18 protein-coding genes are annotated in these 20541 nt (G+C 34.7%); 5 read left to right on the forward strand and 13 right to left on the reverse strand.

The features are described from left to right. Positions 1 to 5 precede the first annotated feature (5 nt). A complete protein-coding gene (locus T410_RS10830) occupies positions 6 to 770 on the forward strand; it encodes an ABC transporter ATP-binding protein (protein WP_035671551.1) in 765 nt (254 codons plus the stop codon). Then, the gene (locus tag T410_RS10835; RefSeq protein WP_035671553.1) at positions 767 to 1987 is read left to right on the forward strand and encodes an ABC transporter permease; all 1221 of its coding nucleotides are present in this window, start codon (positions 767 to 769) and stop codon (positions 1985 to 1987) included. Before T410_RS10830 ends, T410_RS10835 begins: the two co-directional genes overlap by 4 nt. A 55-nt stretch (positions 1988 to 2042) precedes the next feature. On the opposite strand, the gene T410_RS10840 is transcribed toward T410_RS10835, so the two are convergent. The 11 genes from T410_RS10840 to T410_RS10890 form a co-directional block, all read right to left on the reverse strand. Further along, positions 2043 to 2843 carry an NIPSNAP family protein gene (locus T410_RS10840; protein WP_035671555.1) on the reverse strand — a complete coding sequence of 267 codons (801 nt, stop codon included), beginning with the start codon at positions 2841 to 2843 and terminating at the stop codon, positions 2043 to 2045. Between the two features lie 55 nt (positions 2844 to 2898). Beyond that, entirely contained in the window at positions 2899 to 3588 is a 690-nt protein-coding gene (locus T410_RS10845; RefSeq protein ID WP_035671556.1) for an aspartate/glutamate racemase family protein, read from the reverse strand. Between the two features lie 195 nt (positions 3589 to 3783). Then, entirely contained in the window at positions 3784 to 4338 is a 555-nt protein-coding gene (locus tag T410_RS16490; protein WP_051929394.1) for a hypothetical protein, read from the reverse strand. A gap of 41 nt (positions 4339 to 4379) precedes the next feature. Next, positions 4380 to 4817 carry a thioesterase family protein gene (locus T410_RS10855; RefSeq protein ID WP_035671557.1) on the reverse strand — a complete coding sequence of 146 codons (438 nt, stop codon included), beginning with the start codon at positions 4815 to 4817 and terminating at the stop codon, positions 4380 to 4382. Positions 4818 to 4930: 113 nt separating this feature from the next. Continuing rightward, positions 4931 to 5620, reverse strand: a complete 690-nt coding sequence (locus T410_RS10860; RefSeq protein ID WP_035671559.1) for a 2'-5' RNA ligase family protein — start codon at positions 5618 to 5620, stop codon at positions 4931 to 4933. A 13-nt stretch (positions 5621 to 5633) separates the two neighbouring features. Beyond that, positions 5634 to 6194, reverse strand: coding sequence for a TetR/AcrR family transcriptional regulator (locus T410_RS10865; protein WP_035671567.1), 561 nt, complete (start codon positions 6192 to 6194; stop codon positions 5634 to 5636). A 69-nt stretch (positions 6195 to 6263) separates the two neighbouring features. After that, positions 6264 to 7325, reverse strand: a complete 1062-nt coding sequence (locus tag T410_RS10870; protein WP_051929395.1) for an MBL fold metallo-hydrolase — start codon at positions 7323 to 7325, stop codon at positions 6264 to 6266. A gap of 208 nt (positions 7326 to 7533) precedes the next feature. Beyond that, a complete protein-coding gene (locus T410_RS10875) occupies positions 7534 to 9006 on the reverse strand; it encodes a serine hydrolase (RefSeq protein ID WP_035671573.1) in 1473 nt (490 codons plus the stop codon). 40 nt (positions 9007 to 9046) lie between these two features. Beyond that, entirely contained in the window at positions 9047 to 9370 is a 324-nt protein-coding gene (locus T410_RS10880) for a MazG-like protein (protein WP_035671576.1), read from the reverse strand. 322 nt (positions 9371 to 9692) lie between these two features. After that, positions 9693 to 10481, reverse strand: coding sequence for an alpha/beta hydrolase (locus T410_RS10885; RefSeq protein WP_193743740.1), 789 nt, complete (start codon positions 10479 to 10481; stop codon positions 9693 to 9695). A gap of 271 nt (positions 10482 to 10752) precedes the next feature. Next, on the reverse strand, positions 10753 to 12285 hold the full coding sequence (locus tag T410_RS10890) for an ATP-binding protein (RefSeq protein ID WP_035671580.1): 1533 nt from the start codon (positions 12283 to 12285) through the stop codon (positions 10753 to 10755). A 465-nt stretch (positions 12286 to 12750) separates the two neighbouring features. On the opposite strand from T410_RS10890, the gene dnaK reads away from it, so the two are divergent. Together dnaK and T410_RS10900 are read left to right on the forward strand one after the other, a co-directional pair. Beyond that, complete coding sequence (gene dnaK, locus T410_RS10895) at positions 12751 to 14634, forward strand: molecular chaperone DnaK (protein WP_035671581.1); 1884 nt, start codon at positions 12751 to 12753, stop codon at positions 14632 to 14634. Between the two features lie 273 nt (positions 14635 to 14907). Beyond that, entirely contained in the window at positions 14908 to 15909 is a 1002-nt protein-coding gene (locus T410_RS10900) for an LLM class flavin-dependent oxidoreductase (protein ID WP_035671584.1), read from the forward strand. A 227-nt stretch (positions 15910 to 16136) separates the two neighbouring features. Here the strand turns inward: T410_RS10900 and fumC are convergent, their stop codons facing one another. Then, positions 16137 to 17534, reverse strand: a complete 1398-nt coding sequence (fumC, locus tag T410_RS10905) for a class II fumarate hydratase (protein ID WP_035674402.1) — start codon at positions 17532 to 17534, stop codon at positions 16137 to 16139. Between the two features lie 258 nt (positions 17535 to 17792). Here fumC and T410_RS16910 point away from each other — a divergent pair, with 258 nt between their 5' ends. After that, complete coding sequence (locus tag T410_RS16910; RefSeq protein WP_035671587.1) at positions 17793 to 17963, forward strand: hypothetical protein; 171 nt, start codon at positions 17793 to 17795, stop codon at positions 17961 to 17963. A gap of 120 nt (positions 17964 to 18083) precedes the next feature. Here the strand turns inward: T410_RS16910 and T410_RS10915 are convergent, their stop codons facing one another. Continuing rightward, positions 18084 to 20528: an outer membrane beta-barrel family protein gene (locus T410_RS10915; protein ID WP_035674404.1), complete on the reverse strand. Its 2445-nt coding sequence runs from the start codon at positions 20526 to 20528 to the stop codon at positions 18084 to 18086. Between the last annotated feature and the right edge of the window lie 13 nt (positions 20529 to 20541).

Genomic DNA, 20541 nt, shown 5'->3' on the forward strand with positions numbered 1-20541 from the left:
GAGTAATGAACTCCATTATAGTTGAAATAAAAAATCTATTTAGAGAATTCCAAATGGGTGGCGAAGTTGTTAAAGCGCTTAACAATGTCAGTTTTACCATTAATTCCGGCGAATTCATCACGATCATGGGCAGCAGCGGCTCGGGTAAAACGACCTTATTGAATATATTAGGGTGTTTAGACCAACCTACATCTGGTGATTATTTTTTGGATGGAACTAATATCAGCACATTTTCCAAAAATGAGCTGGCAAGACTTCGCAATTTGAAATTGGGTTTTATTTTTCAATCGTATAATTTATTGCCTAGAACATCAGCAATCGAAAATGTGGAGTTACCGCTTTTGTATAATCCGAAAATATCTTCAAAAGAGCGCAAGGGAAAAGCCACGAAAGCGCTGGAAGCTGTTAATCTAAAAGACAGGATTAATTATCTTCCAAGTCAATTGTCTGGAGGTCAACAGCAACGTGTTGCCATTGCGAGAGCTTTGGTAAATGATCCAATATTGATTCTTGCCGATGAAGCCACCGGAAATCTGGATTCCAGAAATTCTTATGGGATTATGGCATTGATGCAAGAACTAAATGATGTTCAGGGAAAAACAATTGTTTTTATCACCCATGAACCGGATATTGCTACGTTCAGTAAACGAACCATTACACTGCGAGATGGTCAGATTATAAATGATAGTATCAATACCAATGTTCGCTCTGCAAAAGAAGTTCTGCAGAGCCTTCCGCCACTTAGTGAATTACCAACTCCAGCAAAATGAAAATAACTAATCTTTTACGCTTGGCCTTAAGGGCAATACAACGCAATAAGATGCGCTCCTTTTTGACTATGCTGGGAATTATAATTGGTGTAGGTTCCGTTATTGCTATGATTGCCATTGGAGAAGGCTCCAAACAAAGTATTCAAAGCCAGATCAAAGGCATGGGTAGTAATATGATTACGATACGACCAAGCAGCAATGTGATGGGAGGTACAAGAATAGACAATTCAAATGTTCAGTCACTTTCAGAACAAGACGTAAAAGCAGTTCAAAATCAATCAGAATATATCAATGCGGTTTCCCCCATGGTTTCCTCCAGAGGACAAGCTATTAATGGTCCTTATAATAGTTCTACAATTTTGCAGGGCGTATATCCGGAGTATTTATTTATTCGTGCCTGGAATTTGCAGGAAGGCATTTCTTTTACCAATCAAGATGTAAAATCGGCTGCCAAAGTTTGTTTGATAGGACAAACCGTACTGAATAACCTTTTTCCCGATGGAGAAGAGGTGTTGGGAAAAAACATTCGTTTCAAAAAGATTCCTTTCAAAATAATTGGTGTGTTGAGTAAGAAAGGGGAGAATACTTTTGGTCAGGACCAAGATGATGTAATCCTTACCCCAGTTACGACGGTACAAAAACGAATACTTTCTACTACCTATTATCAGACTATTTTTGCCTCAGCGGTTAATGAAAATACAACAGATAAAGCGTCTTTAGAAATTCAGAAAATGTTGCGCATCAGTCACAAAATCCAGAAAGGGATGGATGATGATTTTTCGGTACGAACACAAGCGGAACTCATCAGTACTTTTTCATCAACCAGTCGAACCTTGACGGTATTGCTGACGGTTATTGCAGGAATATCATTGATTGTAGGCGGTATTGGAATCATGAATATCATGTATGTCTCGGTAACGGAACGTACCAAAGAAATTGGGTTGCGAATGTCCCTTGGCGCCAGAGGAATCGATATTTTAATGCAATTTCTAATTGAAGCCATTATGATCAGTATAACTGGAGGATTGATCGGGGTTATTTTGGGAATTAGCGCTACCAAACTGGTTACTTATTTTATGAATTGGCCCACCTTAATCACACAATCCTCCGTACTTCTTTCTTTTTTAGTTTGTTTTATTACAGGAGTATTTTTTGGTTATTATCCAGCGTTGAAAGCATCGAGATTAAATCCTATCGAAGCCTTGCGTTATGAGTAAATAGCAATTGAGTTTTTACAACTTATTTTTTAAGTATAAGTTAGAAAACAACAAATTAATAATCAGAATAGTCCGTTGGGTATAAAAAAGTAATGTCCATGTGGGAAATGTTATTTTTGTATTTTTCCATAGCAATTAGCCCTTTCCATTCAGGCGATTCCGAAAAAGCCTTCCAGTGTGCGTCTCGACTTTCTTGGTTTGCAAAAGTGGTCATGTACATCAAGTTTGGCATTTTCGCACCCGAAAGTACTTCACCATAAAAAACCGCATTAAAGGCTAGTCGGTTAAAGAGTTTTACTTCTCCGCCGGCATTAAACATATCGACTTTATTGCTGTAAATTGCTTCGGTTGCTGATTCGTAACTTCTTAATTCATAAACTCTATTAGCTCTAGGGCTATCTAAAACAGGAGTTGTCATAATGGGATGATCAGCGAATGCTTTTAATAAAACAGATTCGATACGCGCATAAGGAGCTTGCTTATAGCTTGCATTCAAATAATCTGCTCCGGCAGCCAAATAGGTTTTGTCTTTGGCTAGTTTTTCTTCTAATCCAAGAAATTGTGACAGGGAAGAAAACGGAATTAAAACTATAATCTTTTTTAAGGTATCAGTTGCATTTGGTCTTGGTTTAAAAACACCAATATTCTTTATTCCTAGTTTTTTTAATCCTGGTAAATAGGCTTCTTTCAAAAATTTGTCAGTCGTTTGAACCTGCTGTTCCGTATTCAAAATGTAGGTTTTGAGCTGGTAGAATTCTCTTGATGGCGTTACGATTTTAGTATCAGAAGTTATTGTTTTAAAGCTGGTAATGGCTAAGGCGATAACCGCTAATAATAGTAATTTTGTTGCTTTCATATTTTATTTGATTTAAACTTATTCTGGTTTAATTGAAAATTATGGTAATGTATTTTTAGCTTAAAGCAAATGCTACTGCAGCTGCCGAATGAATTAATGCAGTGTCGAAAATAGGAACTTCAATATCCTCTTGTTGAATTAATAATGGAATTTCAGTGCAACCCAGAATAATTCCTTCAGCACCATTTTCTATTAATTTATTGATAATATTGATGTAACGCTGTTTCGTATCAGGGTTAATTATTCCTTTTCCAAGCTCATGATAAATGGTATCTTGAACGAAATCTCTGTCTTCTGGTTCTGGAATACAAGTTTCAATATTTTCATTGCTGAGTTTGGAGGTGAAAAAATCCAGCTCCATTGTGAATTTAGTTCCTAAAAGCCCGACTTTCGACAGATTCAGTTTTTTTATTTCTTTTGCAGTTTCAGTTGCAATATGAATTACAGGAATATTCATTTTTTGTTCAATTCTATCCGCCAAAAGATGCATTGTATTTGCGCATAGAACAATTGCTTCTGCACCACTTTGTTGCAGGTTTTCGCAAGCTTCTGAGAGCATTATAAATGTTGATTCCCAATCATTGTTGTTATTGTTTCTTATAATATCTGCATAATTGAAAGAATGGATTATGCATTTGGCAAAATTAATATCTCCCAGTTTCTCGTTTACTCCTTCATTAATAAGTTTATAATAATCAGCAGTAGAAACCCAACTAATCCCACCAATAAGTCCCAATGTTTTCATCTCTATTTATTTTTTGGCTGTTGATTTGTAATCTTTTTTTAAAACCGATCATAAATCTTGTTGTGTTTATAAAAGTATAAAAAAAAGTATCACTTTTTTGGAATTACATAAATAGATTGAATATGATTTAAGAATCTGATAAAAGCAATTTCGTATAATTGAAAATCTATTACCGAATGTTAATTTGGAGTAGTTTTAATCTAAAATTTTTCTAACTGTGATCCGGTTATTGTCTCCCATTTTCCAGATTTCTCCAAATAAAGTTGCGTTTTCTCCTATTTTGAAAGTGCGGTATTTCTCTGTGCTTCCAAGGTTAGGAATACTAATTACAGCAAAATAGATTGTTCCTTCAGTTGTTTTTATTTTGGCAGTATAGCCATCTTTTCCTTTTTCGACAGATTGAACTATTCCAGTAATTTTTGCTTCGGCATTATTCTTCTTTTTCAGTTCCAATATTTCTCTAACACTAATTTGTTTTTCTTTTCCCATTTTCCAAACTTCTCCTTTTACTGTTATTGTATCTCCAATTTCTGCCTGTTTGAATAATTGAGGATAGCTCATATTAGGAATGCTAATTGTTCCGTGAAAAAAATTGCCTTTTGCATTTTCAATTGTTACGGTGTATCCATCTTTCCCTTTTTGAATAGCTGAAACTTTCCCACTAACAGTAGCTGTTTTTACTGATGAACATGATAAGAAGCATATAATAATCAGGCTTAAAATACTTTTCTTAAATGGGAATATTTTCATATTTTTTGTTTTCTTATTGACTAATTGAGTTTAAATTCCTTTTAAAGACTTACGAAATCGTCACTTTTAGGAAAAATACTCAGGGCTTCAATTGCAATTTCAGGAGTTGGAGAAGCTAATTTTCGAAGTTTGGTATCCATCCAAGCGCCGTCAACGGTTATGGTTGCGCAAAGTTTGTTTTCTTCATTCAAAAACTCATGTACAATAGACCAACGAGAAGCATCAGCATTTACTTTTGAGGTTTTGGTATGCATAAAGATTTTGTCCGAAATTTTTATTTCTTTTCTAAAAACACATTCTTCCCTAAAAAGAATTGGGCCAAAATTTTGTACTTGCATCACCTTCATCGTTAATCCTAGGCTTTCCAGAATTTCGATACGGTGTTGTGCGCCAAAATCATAATAAGCGCTATGACGTACATGAAAATTAGGGTCTAGGTCTGACCAACGAAAGGATAATTCTTTTATAAATGAAGTCATTATTGTTTTATTTTAAAATTATTGTTAATGCGTTTTCAGTATTAAATTTAGAAAATCGAAAATACTAATAAAAAGGAAAGTTATAGCGGCAGACCTTGATTTTTAAGGCTTTTTTATGATAATCCAGACTGAAATTCATGCAATTCTTTGACAAATTGTTTTCGTTGGTACCAATCGTTATAAACCAAGTGGTATTTTTCAACTTTAAATTTTCCGAAATCAAAATTCCGATACTTTTCTAAAGTTTCAATCAACTTTTCTTTATGGCTGATTTCTTTTCGAAATCGTGCTACAGTTGCATGCGCCGTATTAATGGAATAGCGTTTGTCAATACTTTCTTCTAATCCTGAATTCGTGAAATTTGTTCTTAAATTGTTTCTTAAATCATCCAGGGAATCAGAATTGGTAAAACCCTGAAGCATTATAGCCGATGGGGAAGCAGTGATACCTTGAAAATTAATTGCTATATCCTGTATTCCAACAAGACTTTTTTCGATAATTGCAACATAATCGGGAATCGAAATTGTTTCCAAATCGAAGCCATCATAACAGGAAATAATTGATAGTACCGTGATATGAATATCTGAACTTGGATAATAATATTGCTCTGGATTGCTCTGCTTCAGTTCGTCTAAAAAGCCCTGAATGTTTTTTTTGGTTTCGCTATCAGGTCGAATTACTACAGTAATGCCAAATCTATTATCTGAAAGCGAATCGATTTGATTGTCAATTTGATACGTGTTCGTCACAATCTTTTCAATAGATTCGTTGTATAGCGCAGTATATTGCTGTTTTAAATCCATTTGTTTGCTTGTTTTATGTTATCATATCCCAAAGCAAGTCAAAAGTGTCATTGATAACGGTGTCTTGTTCGGGTTTTGAAAATTCTTTAGCAACTAAATATTGATTGATGCTGAAAGTGTGTCCGCAGATGATTGTAAAAATGAGTTCAACATCCATCGGCTTTATGATTTTGTCCTTTACTCCTTTTTCTAAAAGCGTCATAATTGGTTTAATGTATTTCTGAGTTTCTTCTTCTGCAATTTGTTTTAAGTAAGGCGAAGAGTTGAATTGTTCCATGAAACGGAACTCCGTCTTGTGCTTTAATGCCCAATGAAGTGTTGCAGAATAATAAATTTTCAAAATTCCCTGCAACGATTTTTCGTCTTTAATTATTTCTGAAATGTGTTCATTCAGACGGCTTTTAATGGCAATATACAAAGCCTTGACTAATTCGTCTTTTGTTGGGAAAAAGTAAAACAAGGTGCCGCTGGCAATACCTGCTTCCTTTGCTATTTTACTTGTGGGTGTATCGTGAAAGCCAAACTCAACAAATAGTTTGAGTGCCGCCGCCAGTAATTTTTCTCTCTTGTCCATTATTCAGATTTTATTTTTCTCCAACGTTATACCGCTACGGATTGCTTTATTCACGGATAATTGAGGAGATTATTTTACACCTTTCCACCATTGTGAAAATTGCTGTGTGGTATCTTTTAAATTTACCTGTTCACCAATCATCGGTGTGATGAGGTTTAGGTTTTCTTGTTTGTTGTTTTCTATAATCAATTCCAGAGGTTCGTACCAAGGGTGATTCCCGAGTGCAAATTTTGAAGAGTGAACGGGAAAAATTCGTTTGGCATTTAAGTCTTTTGCTGCTTGCAAAATTTCATCTGGCATCATGTGAATGTATTTCCAACTCTTGTCATACTGACCGTTTTCTAAAATGGCTAAATCAAAAGCGCCAAACGTTTTCCCAATTTCGGCAAAGTGTTTGTCGTACCCACTGTCGCCACCAATAAAAATTTGCATTGTTGGTGTTTGTAAAACATAGGAGGTCCAAAGTGCTTTGTTTCTAGTTAGTCCACGACCTGAAAAATGTCTAGAAGGAACCGTATGCGCTGTAAAACCATCGTCCAAAACTATTTTCTTGTTCCAGTCTTTTTCAATGATTTTAGTGGTGTCAAAACCCCAATATTCAAAATGTTCGCCGGTGCCAAGTCCACAGATTATTTTTTTTATTTTAGGTTTTAATTTTAAAACGGTTTTATAATCCAAATGATCCCAATGGTCATGCGAAATAAAAAGGTAATCAATTTCGGGAATGTCATCCGTTGTGTAACGGTCGGTTCCTTTGAAGGCTTTTGTTGCAAATGAAAATGGAGAAGCAAAGCCACTTAAAACAGGATCAACTAAAATTCGTTTTCCGTCAACTTGAAGGTAGTAGGAGGAATGCCCGAACCAAACCAAAATATTTTCGTTTAGGTCTGCATTCAAAAGATCAGTCTTTGTAGATGGAATTTCGTCTACTGGTGTAACGTTCTTGTGCTGCCCAAAAAAGAACTCTTTACCAACGGTATAATAGCTTGCTCCTTCTGTCAGGTCAGGCGTGAAGCTTTGGTTTTGAAAAGTGCCGTTTTTATAATTTGGTGATTGTTTAATTTTTTCCAATCTTTTGCCTGTAGGCAGTTTACCAAATTTTACTTGTTTTAAATAAGATAATACGCTCATTTCGAATAAGATAGTTAAAGAAATTGAAATAAATACAGGTTTATTACTGACTAATCAGTCAGTAAATGTAAATCTATTTTTTCAACTGGCAATAGTTTTTCTAAAAAGTAATTTTTTTCTAAAAAATAGCGGGTTTTATACAATCGTGTTAGTGTCTTATTTTAGTCCTTTGCTTGAGAAAGCAAAGGACTTTATAATGTTCAATGATTTAGGACTTTGAAATTTCTTCCAATACTTTTTTTCCGTTTTCATTTTGAGGATTTAGTTCTACGGATTTTTTATAATTTATAATGGCAAGCTTTTTATCTCCATTTTTCAAATAGGCTTCTCCCAAACTATCGTAGGTATTCCCTGATTTTGGAAACGCTTCCACATTTAGTTTGAAAACTGCTATGGCTTCTTTTACTTTTCCGGTTTGTAATAATTGGTATCCTGCGTTGTTCATCTCATTTTCGTTGATAGCGTAGGTACTTGAATTTTTATTTTCTTTAAAATAAGTTAGTCCAGAGACGATTCCCTTTTCCAGAATAACGTCTACTAAAGCTGTGGCTAATGATTTTTTAGGCAAACTGTATGGTTTATTGTATAGGATATTTCCAATCGCTGTATTCATCTCGGTTAAGTTCGCACTGCCCGTATTGTTTAATAATACAACCAGATTTTTGTCAGACGGAATGCGGGAAACCAAAGTGTTGAACCCATTTATTCCACCACCATGCTCAATAACCGTAATGCTGTCATTCTTTTCTCCATTGAAAGCCTTATTGATAAACCATCCGTAACCATAATGTCCCGGTCCAGCAGGAATGTAAGGATTGAATAATAAATCTCGATATTTTTTCGAAAGTAACTGTTCCGTGTACAGCGCTTGGTCCCATAAATACAAATCTTCTACAGTAGAATACAAAGAACCGGCAGCGTAGGGGATAGACAAATCAAGATAACTGGCATTACTATAGTTTTTACCATTTTTCTCATAACCGGAAGCTCTATTTTTTAGAATCGTTTCATGATGATCAAATCCTGTATTATCCATTTTGAGCGGCGTAAGAATATTATCTTGTAAAAACTGCTCATAAGTTTTGCCAGAAACTTTCTCTATAATATAACCTAATAAAAAATAACCGGAATTGCTGTACGCAAATTTTTCACCTGGCTTAAATTCCAGAGGCAAGTCAGCGAATACTTTTACAAATGCTTCCGGGCTATACGGATTGATGCTTAATTCTTTTACGAAATTAGGAAACGAAGTATAATTTGGAATTCCGGATGTGTGTGTCAGTAAGTGATGAATAGTGATTTTATCGCCCGATGTTTTAGGATAATCAGGAAGATATGTTGAAATGGGAGCATCCAACTTTAATTTTCCTTGCTCGACTAATTGAAGTATTAGCATGGAAGTAAACTGTTTGGTAACAGAGCCTAATCGGTGTTTAGTATCGGGTTGATTCGGAATATTCCATTCCATGTTTGCCATTCCAAAACCTTTTTTATAAATAACTTTTCCTGCATCAGCGACAAGGACAGAGCCGTTAAATTGTCCGTAGTCGGAATATAGATTCATCAATTTATCGATTTGCTCCGTTTTGGTTTGCCCAATGGAAACCGTCAATGTAGTGAGTTGAATGAATAGACCAATTAAGATAGTCTTTACTGCAAAATGTTTGGAACCTTGTTTCATAATGATTGTTGATTTTTGTGATTGATGTTGTGTGCTATTTTTATTCCTCTAATAAATTTTCAGTTTTTGTCAAAAAAGCTTCTACTGATTCATTAATGTCTATGTCCATTCGGTCTGCAAGTACTGTCAGCCACCAAATACATTCACCCAATTTATGCTGCAGTTCAGGGTTTGTATCTCCTTTTGGCCAGCGGCCTTGTTGTGACATGGTGTGACGTCCTACCAATCCCGCATCCGTAAGAAAAGCCAAAGCATCTTCCTCTACTGTCCATTCACTGCCGTGGTGGGTTTTTTCCAGTTGATGGTATTGTTGTCTGATTTTTAACGCTCTTTCCTTGATTTCTTTTAAATCTAAATTCTTCATTTATTATTTATTTGGGTTAATCGGGACATTGTCTTAAACTAGTATTTGTAATTAAAAAAAAGTTCTAAATTTTTGAGGGCACGAGCGGGACGCTCTCGCCAGCTAGGGGCACTTATGCACAAAAGTGAAGAAAAACACTCAAAAAACAAGCTAAAACCACTCCAAAAAAAGAGGACACTAAATCCTCTAATAATTCTTTCTTAAAACTTTACGATAACTCCATAGTACCTGCCAGTGACTGGTTCCGTTCAACAGGAGTTTCATTGTTCGTGCTACGCACGCAACGAAGCATCCATGTAAAAGCAGTAAATTTATATATTCATTATTCTCTTTTAACTCCATATAAGACTTTCAAAGCACGACTTGTTGAAGCAGCTACTACAGAAGTATGCGTTTCATTCTCAAAAATTTGAGTAGTTAATGTTAAACCTTTGTAGTTACGTTCTTCCAATGTATTTATAAATGAATTAATGGATGGAAGCATAATTTCAGGTTCAAGACTACCATAGGAAATGAAAACTTTCCCATTTAGTTCGGCATTTTCTGTAATGAAGTTTTTTTGATTAGATAGAATCTCTTGATTATTCCAAAGAAAAGAAGGACTGTTTATTCCATATCTTTTAAATAAAGTAGGAGCATTAATTAAACAATAACCAGCAAATAAACCACCAACAGAATGTCCTAATATACCATAATCATTTTTAGTTTTGTAATTATTATTGATAAATGGTATAATATTGGTTCGGATAGTTGCTAAAAATTCTTTTGCTCCTCCGGTTTTTACTTCGGATTTAGGTATGTTGAGTCCATTTGCTATTTCTGCATCTACATTTGAATTATTTGAAGGAGTACAATCTGCCATTCTACTAGATATCCAAGTTGTATTTGATTGGTTTTTATCTCCAATAGCAACAATTATTATTTTCTCTATTTCTTGACTAGAATCTAGTAAATTGTGAAGAGAAGAAATTAAAGGATATGAATAGGTGGCATCTAGTATATATAAAACAGGATAATGTATTGTGTCTGATGGATTATAATTTGAAGGAAGTGAAATGTACAACTGGTAATCTTTTTTATTAAATGAAGATTTTACATTATGTCCATTCATTGAAAGGTTTTCATTTTGTGCTTCAGATAAATTTGGAATAAAGAATGAAATAATAATGATTATGAATAAAGTTTTAAGTTTCATTTATGTTTTTAATTATTAGGTTATGTTCGGCGATTTGGTTGCTGCCAACGTCTTGGCACTACAGCGGGTTTGGGACTAAATTAAGCTCTATTTTCGGATTTGCCAAATCTTCCAAATACAAAACCAACTTCCCATTAAGCCTATTGCCCAAATCCGTTGAAGTAGCATTTATCTTCAGGCATTTTTTTTAAAGTGCTATTGTTTGAATAAATGCTCTCATCATATTTATTGAGTCATTGAGATTGTCAAAAGTATATTTTGTATTATTAATGTTTTCAGGATGATGAATTTGATGTCTAATATAATCTGTGAGAATTATTTGCTCTACTCTCAAATTTCCATCTCGCATTTGCTTATTGTAAGCAACCGTTGGTTTTGCATTTCTAAAATTATTTAATTCCCCCTCTAACTCTATGTAGCCATAGAGTTCATTATGGTATTCTTCAGTTACTTCTGAAAATGCAAGGAAATTAACTTCGTTAAGTGAATGATAAGGAAGTTGATTTGGCAAAATGGCTTCTATGTTTTTTGTATTATTTGCATTTGTAACTAATCTTAAATGCTCAAATTTTAGCGCTTTAACCAATGTTGCACTATGTGTCGTAATAATTACTTGTGTATTTGGTGTTGTAGCCAGTTCCAAAAAAGCAGAAATCAATTTTTTTTGATGGTCTGTATGTTGTGAAGTTTCTGGTTCCTCAATTGCATAGATAATACTTGGTATATTTTCTTCTGCTTTTCTTCTTTCTGCTTCTGCTCTGAAAAAATTAAGTAAAATAAGTCTTTTTACTCCGCTACCTCTTTTATTAATTGGAATATCATTATCGCCTGTAATGGAAACGCTTTTAAATACATCAGCCCATTTTAAACTCTCAACTGGTGGAATAACTGGATTTAAACTATTTGCAATTTCGGGATTCATTTCTCTTACTTTTTCAAGTGTTCTCGTAGAAACTTCTCTTAATTTATTTTCTACTTCTAATGCAATTTCAGCAAATTTTTGTTTAAGTACTGTATCATTCAAAATTTGTTTTACTGCTTCTTTTAATGGGTCTTGAACTTCACTATCTCCATCACTATTTTTTCTATCAGATTGAAATAACGAATAAAGAGGCAAGTAATTTTGTAATTTGTCCCAAATAGATTTGGTGTCACCTTTAGTTACATCAATTTCAATTTCAGCTAATTGTAAGTCAGAACTAAAATGTGTCCAAATTGCTGTACGCATTATTGCATTTATCGTTTGATTAGTGCAAGTAATTGCGTTTTCTCTAATCGTCTTTTGATAGTCAGTATTTTTCTTTTGTAGTAAGTCTTTACAATTGTCGTTTGTCGGGTGATTTGCTTTAACAAAAACTTTTTCTTTACCTGCATTTGGATATTTCTTTATTATTTCAAGTTGATTGTTTGAATTTAATAAATACTCTGCTTGTAGTGTAGTTTCGTTTGTACTGTCAATTACTATTGTTGTTGGTAATTCTTCAAAACAAACGGATATTATTATTTCATTGTCATTGTCAGCAGCTGCTTGTTTGTTTATATCATCTTTGTCAAGTTTTACAACACCTTTGCCGTCATTGAAGAAAATATCCAAAGCTTCTAAAACCGTTGATTTTCCAATGTCATTTTTACCAACAAAAGCAGTCAAATCATCAAATTCAATTTCTACTTGGTCTTTGTAGCTTCTAAAATTCTTAATCTTTACTTTTTTGATTTTCATATGTAAATTCTGTTTTTTGTTAGGTATTGCGGTATGCTTGTAGGTAACTATACTCGCTACAAACTAGCGATATACGCACAAAAATGGTATGCCTTACACTACAAATAACTTTTCTGCCGTTTCGCTAATGTAATCAATTTATTACGAATCATCGGCATTGAAATTCTAAAGTAATCGAATAGAAATAAATAAACTTAGGAATCAGATTCCCTAGCCCCGATAGCAGCGGCATCCTTTATGTTCTTTCTTTAAGAACATAAAGATAGAGCGGAAAGCGGGAGAGAGCTCCTGATTACGACTTCCGCCAGAATGACAAACCCTCTAAAATGTCATGTTGTCAGATTTTTTTACGCCAATTTTAACATAAACTGACAATTTAAGGAGCTGTATTGCATTGGCACAAAGATTGACTTATCGACTTCGAGCTATTAAAATGAGTATATAATAAAATTAAATATATTAAAAATGGGTAAAATAATCGGAATTGATTTAGGTACAACAAACTCTTGTGTTTCTGTAATGGAAGGTAATGAAGCAGTAGTTATCCCTAATGCTGAAGGAAAAAGAACAACGCCATCTATCATTGCATTTGTAGAAGGTGGAGAAATTAAAGTAGGAGATCCTGCTAAGAGACAAGCGGTAACTAATCCAACTAAGACTATTGCTTCTATCAAACGTTTTATGGGTCATTCTTTTTCAGAAGTTTCTGCTGAAGCAAAAAGAGTTTCTTATTCAGTAGTAAAAGGGGACAACAATACACCACGTGTTGATATTGATGGTCGTTTATACTCTGCACAAGAATTGTCTGCAATGACACTTCAAAAAATGAAAAAAACTGCTGAAGACTATTTAGGTCAAACAGTTACTGAAGCAGTTATTACTGTTCCTGCTTACTTTAATGATGCACAACGTCAAGCTACGAAAGAAGCGGGTGAAATTGCAGGTCTTAAAGTTATGCGTATTATCAACGAACCTACTGCTGCAGCTTTGGCATACGGTCTTGATAAAAAAGGTAAAGATCAAAAAATTGCTGTTTACGATTTAGGTGGAGGTACATTTGATATTTCTGTTCTTGAATTAGGAGACGGAGTTTTTGAAGTATTGTCTACAAACGGAGATACTCACTTAGGTGGAGATGATTTTGACCACGAAATTATTGACTGGTTAGCTGCTGAATTTTTAGCTGAAGAAGGTATTGATTTACGTTTAGATCCAATGTCTTTGCAACGTTTGAAAGAAGCTGCTGAGAAAGCTAAAATTGAATTGTCTTCTTCTACTGAAACTGAAATCAACTTACCTTACGTAACTGCTACAGCTTCAGGACCAAAACACTTAGTTAAAAAATTAACTAGAGCACAATTTGAAAAATTAACTGACGCTTTAGTAAAACGTTCTATGGCACCAGTTGCTAAAGCGTTGAAAGATGCAGGATTATCTGTTTCTGATATTGACGAAGTTATTCTTGTAGGAGGTTCTACTCGTATGCCAAGAATTGCTGAAGAAGTTGAAAAATTCTTTGGTAAAAAAGCGTCTAAAGGAGTTAACCCTGATGAGGTTGTTGCTATTGGAGCAGCTATTCAAGGTGGAGTTCTTTCTGGAGATGTAAAAGATGTATTGTTACTTGACGTTACTCCTTTATCTTTAGGTATCGAAACTATGGGTGGTGTTATGACAACTCTTATTGAGTCTAATACAACTATTCCAACTAAAAAATCTCAAGTTTTCTCTACAGCTGCAGATTCTCAACCAACTGTTGAAATCCACGTTTTACAAGGAGCTAGAGCAATGGCTGCTGATAACAAAACTATCGGTCGTTTCCATTTAGATGGTATTCCACCAGCACCAAGAGGTGTTCCACAAATTGAAGTTACTTTTGATATTGATGCTAATGGTATCATCAAAGTTTCTGCAACTGACAAAGGAACTGGTAAATCTCACGATATTCGTATCGAAGCTTCTTCTGGTTTAACTGCTGAAGAAATCGAAAGAATGAAAAAAGATGCAGAAGCTAATGCTGATGCTGACAAAATTGCAAGAGAAAGAGCTGAAAAATTGAACGAAGCTGACGGAATGATCTTCCAAACTGAAACTCAATTGAAAGAATTAGGTTCTAAATTATCTGATGAAAACAAAGTTGCTGTAGAATATGCATTAACTGAATTGAGAATGGCACACCAATCTCAAGACATTCCTGCAATTCAAACTGCTCTTGACAACATCAACGCTGCTTGGAAAAAAGCAACTGAAGCGATGTATGCTCAAGGTGAACAAGGTCAAGGTGAAGCACAACCACAAGGTGAGCCTCAAGGAGACAATGTTGAAGACGTTGAATTCGAAGAAGTAAAATAATAATTCCTGTAGAGACGGACTGCTGTCCGTCTTTATTGTAGATTTACAAAACCGTTCGCCTTTGGTGAACGGTTTTTTTTATGGAATTTTTTAACCCCGACTGTTTTTTTAAATAATTCGGGGTTTGTTTTTATGTAGAGACGTACTGTAGAGACGCACTGCAGTGCGTCTCTACATATTCCAATTTTATATCAAATATTATAATTCAATTAACACCTAAGAATTTAGGTCTCCATAGTAAATGATTATTTTTGTTTAAATAGAAAAATTATAATGTCAAAAAATATTCCAGTCTCCCTATTAGAATTAGCAATAATTACCCAAGATAGCAATGCAAGCGAAACGTTACAAAAAACAGCAGTACTTGCACAACTTGCCGACGGTTTAGGCTACAACCGATTTTGGTTAGCAGAACATCATAATATGGCACACGTCGCAAGTACAGCAACGGTAGTACTGATTGGTTATATTGCCAGTCAAACTCAAAATATCCGAGTAGGTTCCGGCGGAATCATGCTGCCTAATCATGCCCCGCTAATTATTGCGGAACAATTTGGAACATTAGAAATACTGTATCCGAATCGGATTGATTTAGGGTTAGGAAGAGCACCGGGAACCGACTCTTTAACCGCACAAGCCATTCGAAAAGATTTTTTTGAACAATCGCAACGCTTTCCGCAAAATGTGGCTGCGCTTCAGGAATTTTTCTCTGAAGATAATGCGACTGCAAATGTGCGCGCCTTTCCTGCTGAAGGGACTAAAGTTCCCATTTGGATTTTAGGTTCCAGTATGGATAGCGCTTCTTTGGCTGCCGCCAAAGGATTGCCGTATGCTTTTGCCGGACATTTTGCTCCCAAACAAATGCATCAGGCGTTTGAATTTTATAGAGATAATTTTCAACCTTCGGAATATTTAGACCAACCCAAAACAATGGCGTGTGTCAATGCAATTGCTGCCGATACAGATGAAGAAGCCCAGATTTTGTCAACCAGTTTGACTCAGATGTTTCTAAATTTGATTCGGAATGATAGAAAACCATTGCAACCACCATTAGATTCTATGGATGGAATTATGAGTGAACAAGAACATTTTCATGTAAACCAAATGACTGCCTGTTCATTTGTAGGAAGTAAAGAAAAATTAATTGCCGAATTACAGCAGTTTATTGATTATACCCGTATTGATGAATTGATGATTACCAGCCCGATTTTCAATCATCAGGATAAATTGAAAAGCATTCGAATAATGAAAGAAGTAATAGATTCCATGAATTAAACATGAAATTTATTGTAATACTTTTTTAAAACTTAAATGAACTTACATCCCTTATATGTTGAGAAAATTAAATCATATAAGGGATGTAAGTTCATTTAAGAAATGGTTCAATTATTCAATTTTGTTATTGAAAGATAAATTTTAAAACAAGAAAACCTGCAATGTTACATTGCAGGTTTTATTTTAGTAGAGATATACTGTAGTGCGTCTCTACTTATGATTTATGATTATTTCAAGCTTCCAACCATATCTTCCGGTTTAACCCAAGCATCAAAATCCTCTGGAGTTACATACCCCAAACGAACAGCTTCCTCTTTTAAAGTAGTTCCGTTTTTATGTGCGGTTTGAGCAATTTCTGCTGATTTGTAATATCCAATTTTAGTATTTAAAGCTGTAACCAACATTAATGAATTGTCTACCAATTCTTTGATTCTTTTGTAGTTTGGTTCAATACCTTGTGCGCAATGTTCGTCAAAAGACATACAAGCATCACCTAACAATCGTGCTGATTGCAGGAAATTTGCAGCCATCAATGGTTTGAAAACGTTCAATTCATAATGTCCTTGCATTCCTCCGACAGAAATAGCTACATCATTCCCCATAACTTGAGCGCAAACCATAGTTAATGCTTCACATTGTGTTGGGTTTACTTTTCCGGGCATGATAGAAGAACCTGGTTCGTTTTCCGGAATAAGGATTTCTCCAATTCCTGAACGTGGTCCAGAAGCTAACATACGCACATCATTAGCAATTTTATTCAAGGAAACGGCTAGTTGTTTTAATGCACCATGCGATTCTACGATAGCATCATGTGCTGCCAAAGCTTCAAATTTGTTTTCGGCAGTTACGAATGGATGTCCGGTAAATTCAGCGATATATTCCGCTACTTTTACATCGTATCCTTCTGGCGTGTTTAATCCGGTTCCAACAGCTGTTCCTCCCAAAGCCACTTCTGATAAGTGTGCCAAAGTATTTTTAACCGCTTTTAAACCGTAGTTCAATTGCGCTACATAACCTGAAATTTCTTGTCCTAATGTAAGTGGCGTAGCATCCATTAAATGCGTACGACCAATTTTTACTACAGTATTGAATTCAAGCGCTTTGGCATGAAGTGTGTCTCTTAGTTTTTCAACGCCTGGAATGGTAATTTCTACTACTGCTTTGTAAGCTGCAATGTGCATTCCTGTTGGGAACGTATCATTAGAAGATTGTGATTTGTTTACATCATCATTAGCTTTGATGAATTGCTCGCCTTCGCCAATGTTGAATCCTTTAAGAACTTGCGCACGATTAGCAACGACTTCATTTACGTTCATGTTACTTTGCGTACCTGAACCAGTTTGCCAAATTACCAATGGAAATTCGTCATCAAGTTTTCCGGCTAGGATTTCATCACAAACGGCCGCAATAGCGTCCCGTTTTTCGACTGGTAAAACACCTAAATCGCAATTAGCGTAAGCAGCTGCTTTTTTTAAGAAAGCAAAACCTTCAATAATTTCTTTTGGCATGGAAGCCGATGGACCTATTTTGAAGTTGTTACGGGAACGTTCTGTTTGTGCGCCCCAATATTTGTCTGCAGGAACCTGCACTTCACCCATCGTGTCTTTTTCTATTCTAAATTTCATTGTGTTGTTATTTATAAGTATTAAGTAGTTTAGTAGATTTTTAGCCCCGATAGCAGTGAAAATCCTTTTATGCTGTCCCGAAACTTCGGGACGGCATAAAAGATTGCAACGGATAGCGGGATCAGCTCCAAATTCTGAGCCCAAAAATACGGATAATTCCCTTTTTATAAAAATTGATTGGTAGTTTTTGTTACTTTTTATTGGTAAGAAAAGGAATTAAACTTACATTTGTGGCTACATTCAAAAATTCCGGAAAACATGTTTGAATTTTCACAGTACTTAGGCTTTTTACTTTTCTTAACCGTTCTTACTATAGGATTTTGGTTAATGTTTTTTCTTGTTGGTTTCGTATCCTATTGGTTAGGAGGAGCGACTTGGGAAGCATATAAAGAGAAAAGAGCAAAAAAGAAGCAAGAACAATCAGTTTAATCTAATTGTTTCATAAAATAAGGACCCGTGAAAACGAGTCCTTTTTTTTTATGCTTTTATTTTAATTTTTTACATAAAAAAGACCCGTTTTCACGAGTCCTTTTTGTTTGTTAGTTATCCTTATCCTGGAAATTCTCCTCCATTATCATTATTTTCGTTTTTAGGCGCTTGTTTTTCTCTTTCATTTTTAGTCTTATTAAATCTATAAGTAAAAGAAAGATTGAACTGTCGCTTACGAAATTGCATTTCGCTATATGATGTCTGACCTTCAAGGTGAGTATAAGACTTCATTATTCTGGAATTGAAAATGTCACTTATATTAAATGCTACTGTTGCTTTATCTTTTAGAATGTCTTTGCTAAAAGCTGTGTTCATACCAAATTGACCTAAGTTTTTACCTTGTGCAGTATTTTGTGGGCCATTATACGTTCCGGTTAATTGCCAATCTATTTTATGGGGTAAGGTTAATTTTGAGTTGATTCTTGCAAACCAAGAATTTGCTTGATTATCAAGATTTTGAGTTACAACGACACCATTTGTATCTGTATAACTGTTTTCTCCAGTTGTTTTTACATTGTAAAGATTAAAATTACTATTTAATTTCCACCATTTAAAAGGGGTGTAATTTATAGTGAATTCGAAACCAAATTTTTGTTCTTTTCCTAAGTTAATTGGTCTGCTCAAAATAACTGGAACTCCGTTTACATCTTCACCTGTAGGAGATCGAACAAAACTAAAGACATCTTTTGTATCTTCAAAATAAGCTGAAGTATTAAAAGTTACTTTATTCCAACGCTTGATATATCCAATGTCGTATTTGTCAGTTAGTGACGGATCTAAATCAGGGTTTCCTTGAAAAATATTAATATTACTTGAGTAATTCGTTGCCGGGTTCATGAAACGCCCTCTTGGTCTTGATAAACGTTTACTATAACTGGCAGTGAAGTTACTTTGCTTAGATATTTCATAACTAATAAAAGCACTTGGAAATAAGTTGTTGTACTTTTTAGTATTGAATACATTAGTGTCTAATAAATTAACCTGGATATTGGTGTCTTCCCAACGCAACCCGAATAAAGAAGAGAATTTATTTACTTTGAAACCATACTGCGTATAAATTGCATTTATGTTTTCTTTATATTGTAAAGTGTTTGACAATCTCGGAATTGTTGCGCCCTGGTCATCAAGAACGTAATATTTATTATTTAAATCCCCAAAACTTCCTTTGTAACCCGCTTCAAACTGGCTGCCTTCACCTATTGGAAGAACGTAGTCAGCTTGCAATTGAACTTGTTTTTGAACTTGGTTATTTAAGGTGTTATTAAAATCATTTGTAGCGGTTATTAGAGTATTGCTATCATCGGTGTTTCGAGAAATCGATCCATCAACGGTAAGTTTGTGCCCTTTATCGTTAAAGTTTTTTATTAAATTTGAACTATATTCAACGTTTTGACTGCCCGTATTTCCATTATTCAATCGAAATGATGTGTTTGTAAAAGCATGAGCTGCATCAAAACTATTATAATTGATTAAGTCTCTAGTATCACCTGAATTCTTCTGGTAGTTAATGGAATTTGTCCAAAAAGTCGTTGGGGATATCACCCATTCGATACCAGCTCTTCCATTAAATCCATCTGAGGTTCTTTTAGTATCACGGTTTTCTTCTAAAAAATTTTTTGGTGTGCCGTCAGTATTAAAGTACTCAGAATTAGTCAAACCGCCGCCTTCATTTGTTCTGTGGTTGTATCCTGCAGTGGTAAAATAGTTTAATTTTTCGGTTTTATAATTCAAATTTGCACTTAATCCGTACGTTTCTGGAAGACCAGTTGAAGCGATAAAAGTTCCGTTTATACCTTGATTTTTTCCTTTTTTAAGGATAATATTTATTAATCCTGAACCTCCTTCGGCATCATAACGTGCAGATGGGTTTGTAATTACTTCCACTTTATCAATTGCATCAGCAGGGATTTGACGTAATGCTTCGGCAATGTTTATAGCATTTGAGGGTCTTCCGTCAATTAAAATTCTAATGTTATCGCTTCCTCTTAAGCTTACATTCCCTTCGGTATCAACTGAAACCGATGGAACGTTGTCAAGAACATCACTAACAGTTCCGCCTTTGACCATCATATCTTGGCCAACATTATAGACTTTTTTGTCCAATTTGATTTCGACTGTAGATTTTTCAGCACGAACTACAACTTCATTCAGTTGGTTAGCATCTTCAACTAAAGCAGTTATGCCTAAATCAATATTTCCTTGAATACTTTTTTGTTTGATTTCCGTTGGTTTGAAAGAAATGAATTCAATTTTTACATCATAAATGCCTGGTGTTACATCAATACTATATTCCCCTTTTGCATTTGTAATTCCGCCGGCAAGCGCTTTTGGATTTTTGGTGTTTATAAACGTAATTGTAGCATACTCTAATGGTTGTTTACTTACTTTTTCAATAACTTTTCCATTAATTTTTACTTTTTGGGAAGGAACGGGTTGCTGTGCAAAATTTATCAAGCTTGTAAATATAAATGCAAGAACAAGTAGATTTTTTAATTTTTTCGGCATTTTTATAGTTTTA

The organism is Flavobacterium sp. 83 (genome assembly GCF_000744835.1).
Taxonomy (GTDB): domain Bacteria; phylum Bacteroidota; class Bacteroidia; order Flavobacteriales; family Flavobacteriaceae; genus Flavobacterium.

What these genes read in the sequence shown, in the direction of transcription:
- T410_RS10870 (WP_051929395.1), bottom strand. Translation starts at nt 7,325, where the DNA reads ATGAGCGTATTATCTTATTTAAAACAAGTAAAATTTGGTAAACTGCCT.
- T410_RS10835 (WP_035671553.1), top strand. Translation starts at nt 767, where the DNA reads ATGAAAATAACTAATCTTTTACGCTTGGCCTTAAGGGCAATACAACGC.
- T410_RS10900 (WP_035671584.1), top strand. Translation starts at nt 14,908, where the DNA reads ATGTCAAAAAATATTCCAGTCTCCCTATTAGAATTAGCAATAATTACC.
- T410_RS10840 (WP_035671555.1), bottom strand. Translation starts at nt 2,843, where the DNA reads ATGAAAGCAACAAAATTACTATTATTAGCGGTTATCGCCTTAGCCATT.
- T410_RS10865 (WP_035671567.1), bottom strand. Translation starts at nt 6,194, where the DNA reads ATGGACAAGAGAGAAAAATTACTGGCGGCGGCACTCAAACTATTTGTT.
- T410_RS10830 (WP_035671551.1), top strand. Translation starts at nt 6, where the DNA reads ATGAACTCCATTATAGTTGAAATAAAAAATCTATTTAGAGAATTCCAA.
- T410_RS10845 (WP_035671556.1), bottom strand. Translation starts at nt 3,588, where the DNA reads ATGAAAACATTGGGACTTATTGGTGGGATTAGTTGGGTTTCTACTGCT.
- T410_RS10860 (WP_035671559.1), bottom strand. Translation starts at nt 5,620, where the DNA reads ATGGATTTAAAACAGCAATATACTGCGCTATACAACGAATCTATTGAA.
- T410_RS10885 (WP_193743740.1), bottom strand. Translation starts at nt 10,481, where the DNA reads ATGAATGGACATAATGTAAAATCTTCATTTAATAAAAAAGATTACCAG.
- T410_RS10875 (WP_035671573.1), bottom strand. Translation starts at nt 9,006, where the DNA reads ATGAAACAAGGTTCCAAACATTTTGCAGTAAAGACTATCTTAATTGGT.
- fumC (WP_035674402.1), bottom strand. Translation starts at nt 17,534, where the DNA reads ATGAAATTTAGAATAGAAAAAGACACGATGGGTGAAGTGCAGGTTCCT.
- T410_RS10855 (WP_035671557.1), bottom strand. Translation starts at nt 4,817, where the DNA reads ATGACTTCATTTATAAAAGAATTATCCTTTCGTTGGTCAGACCTAGAC.
- dnaK (WP_035671581.1), top strand. Translation starts at nt 12,751, where the DNA reads ATGGGTAAAATAATCGGAATTGATTTAGGTACAACAAACTCTTGTGTT.
- T410_RS16910 (WP_035671587.1), top strand. Translation starts at nt 17,793, where the DNA reads ATGTTTGAATTTTCACAGTACTTAGGCTTTTTACTTTTCTTAACCGTT.
- T410_RS10890 (WP_035671580.1), bottom strand. Translation starts at nt 12,285, where the DNA reads ATGAAAATCAAAAAAGTAAAGATTAAGAATTTTAGAAGCTACAAAGAC.
- T410_RS16490 (WP_051929394.1), bottom strand. Translation starts at nt 4,338, where the DNA reads ATGAAAATATTCCCATTTAAGAAAAGTATTTTAAGCCTGATTATTATA.
- T410_RS10880 (WP_035671576.1), bottom strand. Translation starts at nt 9,370, where the DNA reads ATGAAGAATTTAGATTTAAAAGAAATCAAGGAAAGAGCGTTAAAAATC.
- T410_RS10915 (WP_035674404.1), bottom strand. Translation starts at nt 20,528, where the DNA reads ATGCCGAAAAAATTAAAAAATCTACTTGTTCTTGCATTTATATTTACA.